The sequence below is a fragment of the Pantoea sp. genome, assembly GCF_039594315.1.
Classification (GTDB): Bacteria; Pseudomonadota; Gammaproteobacteria; order Enterobacterales; family Enterobacteriaceae; genus Pantoea.
This window is the reverse complement of record NZ_JBCNNP010000108.1, coordinates 1-3,438: the sequence shown is the minus strand read 5'-3', so window position 1 is coordinate 3,438 and position 3,438 is coordinate 1. Positions and strand designations below refer to the sequence as shown.

At 51.0% G+C, this 3,438-nt stretch carries 3 protein-coding genes; 1 reads left to right on the top strand and 2 read right to left on the bottom strand.

Annotated elements, in window-relative coordinates:
* Window positions 1-367: 367 nt before the first annotated feature.
* Both ampG and ABDW13_RS23375 read right to left on the bottom strand, forming a co-directional pair.
* Complete coding sequence (ampG, locus tag ABDW13_RS23380; protein WP_343554881.1) at window positions 368-1,855, bottom strand: muropeptide MFS transporter AmpG; 1,488 nt, start codon at window positions 1,853-1,855, stop codon at window positions 368-370.
* A gap of 54 nt (window positions 1,856-1,909) precedes the next feature.
* Window positions 1,910-2,488 (bottom strand): lipoprotein, encoded by a 579-nt coding sequence (locus ABDW13_RS23375; protein WP_007886975.1) that lies wholly within the window; start codon window positions 2,486-2,488, stop codon window positions 1,910-1,912.
* A gap of 267 nt (window positions 2,489-2,755) precedes the next feature.
* Here ABDW13_RS23375 and bolA point away from each other — a divergent pair, with 267 nt between their 5' ends.
* Window positions 2,756-3,070: a transcriptional regulator BolA gene (gene bolA / locus ABDW13_RS23370; RefSeq protein WP_343554880.1), complete on the top strand. Its 315-nt coding sequence runs from the start codon at window positions 2,756-2,758 to the stop codon at window positions 3,068-3,070.
* The last annotated feature ends 368 nt before the right edge of the window (window positions 3,071-3,438 follow it).

Sequence of the window (3,438 nt, the reverse complement as noted above, 5' to 3'; positions counted from 1 at the left end):
GTGTAAACCAGCTTAAGGATGTGTCAGAAGGCTGTTGACACCTTTTGCTAAGGGTGTCACAGATGTTACGCAGGGTGACAAATTATTAACTGCGACAAGCAGTTGGCGTCAATATAACAAAAAACGATGGTAGAAACCGCAGAAAAATCAGGGAAAGTATAAACCGTACTCTTAATGCTCATTTATTTAACATTTATGCATCATTTTGGCAGTGAGTTTTATACAAAGTAATTGCTCACCGGATTGTAATATTATCCGCAGTTGTTAATTTAATGTTTCTAATTCGCTTTAAAAAAAATGCTATTTGGTAAAATCACTAACTGATATTTTTTAGCCAACTAATTTAGCGTTGGCAAATAGTGATTACTCAACTCAAATTGTTCTGCGGCATTTTTCTTAATGCCAAACTATCCAAAATTACGCCAAGTGCGACCGCTAACAACGCCAGAGCCATTCCCGCCTCAAACATCGGTGCCAGCAGCGCGCCGGTTTGTATCAGACCGCTGGCATTCAGCGCCAGCGCCAGCAACCACAAAGCCAGCAAACCACAGCCGAAGCTGAACAGGCGCACCGTCCAGCGATAACCTTGCGGCCACAAACTGCGCATAACAAATTCGCCACTTTGTTGCACAGCATGCAAGGTGCCACGGCACAGCCACAGCAGCAGCAAACCGGGCACGCCGGCAAACACAGTGAAGGCGTAAAAAGTCGGCCAGCCCCATAATTCCACCAACCAACCGGCTGCCGGGCCAACATAAACCCGACCTACCGCCGATAGGGCGGAGAGCAGTGCAAATTGGGTGGCGGAGAAGGATTTGTTGCACAGCGTCATTAACAACGCGACGAATGCCGCGGTGCCCATGCCGCCGCATAGGTTTTCGATAAACACCGCGCTCGCCATGCTCCACAAATGCGGCGGCGTAACGGCCAGCAACCAGTAAGCAAAGTTCGAGACCGCTTGCAGCACGCCAAAAATCATCAGCGCACGGAACAAGCTCAAGCGCTGCATCAGCACGCCGCCGTACAGCGCACCAATAATGGTCGCCAGTAAGCCAAGTGTTTTGTTCACCAAGCCGACATCACCGGCGCTAAAACCCACGCCGCGAATCAGGAAGGTTGTAGTGAGTGAGGCGGCAAACGCATCGCCTAGCTTATAAAGGATGATTAAGGTGATTAGCAGCCAGGCATTGTTGCGCTGGAAGAAGTCTTTGAGCGGGAATGTCACCGCCTGGCGCAGAGAATGTGGTTCACGCGCGGGCGTTATCGGCTCTTTTGCCAGCAGTGTGGCAATCAGGCCCGGCACCATTAATAAGGCCATCAACCAATACGTTGCTTGCCAACCGAGATAACGATCGGCCAACCACAACGCCAATCCACCCGAAATCAACATCGCCAGACGATAACCCAGCACCGTAATCGCCGCGCCGCTGCCGCGCTCTTCCGGCGGCAGGACATCGGTTTTCCACGCATCAAATACGATGTCTTGCGAAGCGGAGCAAAAGGCGACAAGCACAGCCAATGCGGCCAATAAGGTTAAATCGCGCGAAGGCTGCATAAAGCCCATGGCGATAATGCCGCCAATTAGCGCTATTTGCGTCAGGATCAGCCAGCCGCGACGGCGACCCAGAAACGGCGGGGTGTAGCGATCCATCATCGGCGACCACAAGAACTTGAATACGTAAGCCTGGCCGACAAGGGAAAAGAAACCGATGGTTTTCAGATCAACATTCTCTACCGTCATCCACGCTTGCAAAGTTCCGGCGGTTAACGCCAGGGGCAAACCGGAAGCAAAGCCCAGCAGCAGCAATACCGCCGCGTTACGTTGGGTAAAAATTCGCAGATAGTGAGATGTCATAACCAACCTGAAATGAAGCCCGGCTATGATCAGCCGGGCAAGTTACTGCGGAAATTAGCGGGCGTTCTGCTTAATGAAGTTATGAACGCTGGTGTCTTGCGCCATATCAGCAATTACGTCACTCAGGGTTGAGTTAACTGCATTGGTGATCTTCGCGTTGGTGGCGGTGAATGCGCCTTCTACGCTGTAAGTCTGGCGATAGTTTTTCACCTGCTTGTTACCGTTTTTCGCGGTGGCGATGATGGAGATATCCGCTTTAGTGGTGATGCTGTAGCGCACGTTGCCTTGTGTCACATCAGCATACAAACCATTCACCACGATTTGCAGATCAACCGCACCGCTTGGGCCGATCATGTAGCCACGTGACGTCATCTGCTTCTCTAACACTTCCTGCAACAGGAAGCGCAGATCGCGCGATGGTGTCAGCGTGATCAATTGACCATCGCGGTTCACTTTAGCCAGTGCCTGATCGGAACGCTGATCGGCACCGTTAACACTGATGGTAACGCCCATCAGGCTTGGATCTTGCTGCGGTAATTGGATCTTCGGTTGAATATCCAGGGTCGTGTTGTTGCTGGCACAGCCGGCCAAAATAAAAGCAGCCAGCAGAGGGAATAACAGTTTTTTCAACATACTCATTCTCGTTAGCATATGGGTTGGTTTGCAAAACTGCGGCCATCATAGCATTGCGCAGCAGCGAAAAAAGCCCCGTGCCAGTGGAAATTGATTGTAAAGGCTTTTTTCGGACTGACTGAAATCGCCGCCGGTTGACCTGAGCAATCAGCAAGCTACTATGCGCAGCGTCGGCGGATTTATTTCCGGCCAACCTGCGGAAGCGGTGAAAAACCTACTAATATTTAAACAGATGGGCACAGCGCTCGCCGGAGAGGAGTGTTAATCATGATTCGCGAACAAATAGAAGAAAAGTTGCGTAACGCTTTCGAGCCTGCACACCTTGAAGTGCATGATGAAAGCTATCGTCATAACGTGCCCGCCGGTTCTGAAAGTCACTTCAAAGTGGTGATTGTCAGCGATCAATTTACCGGTCAGCGCTTTCTGCAACGTCATCGTGCCATTTATGGCGAGTTGGCAACCGAGTTAGCGGGCAGCGTGCACGCGTTGGCGCTGCATACTTACACGCAAAAAGAGTGGGATGGATTGCAAGATACCGTGCTGGCATCGCCAAATTGTCGCGGTGCAGGCACACTCGCTTAACTGATTTATTGATCTCCCTCAAAACGGCCTGCGGGCCGTTTTCTTTTCATTTATTACCCTCAAACGCGATCTACGGCGCAAAAAAGCAGCAAAACCGCTAAAAAGTGGTGAGTTTGCAGCCTCGACTCATTCCAGCGATGCCGCTATAATGCTGCGTCTATTTTTCCGGAATGTCTTCGGGACGCTTCTGGTGACAGGGATTAGGTTCTGCCTGCAGAGGCCGTCCCGGTTGTTGGATACGGCGCATTTATGTGTGGTGTCTGAAGTTGACCGAGCACGTGATTTTTTGAGGTAACAAGATGACAGTTTCAGTAGAAACCACTCAGGGTCTGGGCCGTCGCATTTCGATTACTGTCGCAGCTGACAGC